Raw genomic sequence first — 3,196 nt, forward strand, 5'->3', positions numbered from 1 at the left:
TTTTGACTAGATTCTTTTTGTATATATCATTTTCTCTTCTTCTTCAAACTCTTCTGATAAGCATAAAGCTTATGAACCTCTTCCTTAAATTCCTGAAGCAGTATCATATCCTCACGATTCGAATACCGTACCGCATTATAAGCATCTATAATAATATGACTCTGAATATTTACATCTTCTTCAAGATTTATTCTTTCTATCCAAGCTTCAACAGTTTCTCCTCGTTCACGATTTAAAGGAGGGGATAGTTTACTTTCAAGTTTGAAAATTTCTTTTCGAATTTCATTATGTGGTGGCTTATTTCGCTTCATTCGTTTTTGGCTCATACTTTCTTTATCAGTAATGATTGTAGATTCGAAGACTGGTATATTTGGTAAACTTAAATGTTTTCGTTTTTTTACTATTTTCCAAACGACATAAATAGCGATGGCTGTACAGACTATTATTGTAGCGCTATTTATGAGTATGGGGTCAAAATCAGGAAGTTTTTTCCCGTCTTCAATTTGTGGTTTTAAGAGGTGTCCTTTATTCGCCCAAACTCCTTCTGTATCTTTCATTTCAGCTGCTTTAATTAATGGCATTAGAGCATAGCCGACTCCTAATGCGATAAATTCAATCATAAAACCAAACATAAGTCGAATGAAAGGAAACACTTGAACAATTAATATACTCATTATGCCAATTGTAATGATAGAAGCAAAACGTAATAGTTGTTGTTTGCGATTAGCCCCTGTTAGCCAAAATGTAATCATTAAGTGTAAAGCTAACATTAATAATTTCCATAACGGCGGAAAGGGTGCATAAAATATTGCTGAAACGACAAACCATACAATACCGCCTAACGATTTTTGAACTGGATATCCTGATCCGACCGCGTGTACGATAAAGAAAAATAGTGGTAATATGATTGTGCCAAAAAGAGAAAAAGGTAGAAATAAAGAAAAACCGACTATTTGAAGAACTAACAGTATTACAAATCCTGATGTTTTTTTCTTCATTAATTTATAAATAAGAAATACTCCTATATAGCCTGTTGTTAAAAATATAGCAATGCCAATTAGTTCATCTCTTTCTGTTAATAATGAAAGCAGGAGGAGCAGAATGAAATCATGAATGTGATATAGCCAAGTTTTCAACTGATTCCACCATCCCTTCATTATTAATGAGAAACGTAGGTTGTGTTAGAAGAGGAAGCTCATTTTTCTGCAAACCAATGTATATCATTGTAGACGAGCGTTCTCTTTTTCTCGTTACATAGTGAAGAAATCCTTGTTTCGGAAGTAGCGTACTATCATCTGTAATACGTGCTAATTCCTCTAGCGCCTTTGCATATTGCGTTTGCCCTTCATTTAACGGTATATGTAATGCACCACCTTCTGCTAATACACTAATAAACAATTCAAACGGAATTTGATGCTTCGTTGCGTATTGGCAAATGTATGTGGTAAATGAAATAAGGTCTTCTATATTCTCTTTCCAACCGAATCCTCGATCAGCAGCTAAAGAAAGACAAATCGTCCAACTATAATTTTTTACAGGTTCATATTGCTTTGCTTGTAATTCCTGCATTTTAGCAGATGCTTTCCAATGGATAGAGCGGAAAGACTCACGTTCATATCTTTTTACACCGATAATAGATGTTTCATCATTGTAAAAAGAGAAATTCGTTCGATAAGAACCGTTTAATAGTTGCTGAAGTTCTTGCAAACCTGCTACTTCTTTAGGTGAAGGATACACAATAATTTCTGTTCTTAATTTATCGAAAACAGGTAAATGTACAGTTAACAAATGAAAAGGATCTTTTAATACACATTCGAACTGTTCAATTTGGAACACACCACGCTTCGTTGCAGTTAATGTTAAATCCCATTTTTGCGCTGAATGTGCAGGTTGTGAAAATGGGAAAGAAAATAGTGTTTTTGATATTTGTTCAATTCCTTGATCCTTATGCGGTATGAGGGACGAATTCAAATGAAAGTAACAAACACCGTTAACGAGTGGTATGTTTGCACCATTTTTTAAATGAATAAAAAACTGTCCAGATTCATCAGGGAAAAGCCGAGTCGTTTGTTTCTCATTTATAACTTGAAATTTTTTCTCTATGTAAGCGACATATTTATAAATAAAAATCGCAAATAAATAGTAGAAGAAAAAGAGAAACATAAGAATTCGTTGCGGTAGAAAAAACGTAAAAAGTAAAGCGATTGGCACAGTTAATTGAATAATATGGAGTTGAAAAAATAAAGGTACAGTTACAACACGCTGTCCATTCATGCTTGCTCAATCTCCACTGGTACGTCAACTTCTTTTAATATCCTTTGCATGAGTTCATTTTTTGTCGTGCGTAAGGCACCTTCCATTGATAAGACGATACGGTGATTCCATACAGAAGGAACTAAAAATTGTATATCTTCAGGCGTACAATATTCTCTGCCGCGTAAAAAGGCTAATGCTTGAACGGCACGCACTAAAGCAAGTGTGGCACGCGGACTTACACCGTTAGCAATGTAATCGTGATTTCGGGTAGCTTGCGCAAGCTTAATAATGTAATGTTCTAATGGTTCTGATACGAAAATTTCTTTCACTTGTTTCTGTGCTTCTAAAATGTCTTCTAAAGAAATGACAGATGTTACGCTTTCTAACGGTGCATTATTACGAAAACGTCGCATCATTTTTAATTCATCTTCCGGAGCCGGATACCCAATTGAAATCGTCATTAAAAATCGATCAAGCTGTGCATCTGGAAGAGGGAAAGTTCCTTGTGATTCAATTGGATTTTGCGTCGCGATAACAAAGAACGGTTTCGGAAGAGGAGTAGATTGTTTTTCAAGCGTTACTTGCCGTTCCTCCATTGCTTCTAATAAACTGGACTGTGTTCTAGGCATTGCACGGTTAATTTCATCAGCAAGTAGTATGTTTGTCATAACTGGTCCAAGTCTTAATTCGAATTCACTCGTTTTTGGATTGAAATATTCAATACCTGTTACATCACTCGGAAGTACATCAGGTGTAAATTGAACGCGAGAAAAACTACCACCAATACTCTTTGAAATTGTTTTTGCTAGTAATGTTTTCCCGGTGCCAGGCACGTCTTCCAGAAGTACATGTCCGTCAGCAAGCAATGAAACGAGTAGTAAATCAATTACATTCTCCTTACCAACAAACACAGATCCTATATTTTCTTTTAATTTATTAA

Annotated in this window: 3 protein-coding genes; all 3 read right to left on the reverse strand. The window is 35.2% G+C overall.

Annotated features, from left to right (window positions below; genetic code table 11):
• Positions 1-26 precede the first annotated feature (26 nt).
• Positions 27-1,136, reverse strand: a complete 1,110-nt coding sequence (locus tag KI356_RS22595; RefSeq protein WP_212936524.1) for a DUF4018 domain-containing protein — start codon at positions 1,134-1,136, stop codon at positions 27-29.
• Positions 1,108-2,274, reverse strand: a complete 1,167-nt coding sequence (locus tag KI356_RS22600; protein ID WP_128280397.1) for a DUF58 domain-containing protein — start codon at positions 2,272-2,274, stop codon at positions 1,108-1,110. Before KI356_RS22600 ends, KI356_RS22595 begins: the two co-directional genes overlap by 29 nt.
• The coding region (locus tag KI356_RS22605; RefSeq protein WP_212936525.1) for an AAA family ATPase at positions 2,271-3,196 on the reverse strand (926 nt) is incomplete at its 5' end. The genes KI356_RS22605 and KI356_RS22600, both read right to left, overlap by 4 nt.

Origin of the sequence: Bacillus hominis (assembly GCF_018332515.1) — a bacterium.
Taxonomy (GTDB): Bacteria; Bacillota; Bacilli; order Bacillales; family Bacillaceae_G; genus Bacillus_A; species Bacillus_A hominis.

Excerpts from the sequence above, each read along its gene's own strand:
- KI356_RS22600 (WP_128280397.1), bottom strand. The coding sequence starts at position 2,274 with ATGAATGGACAGCGTGTTGTAACTGTACCTTTATTTTTTCAACTCCAT.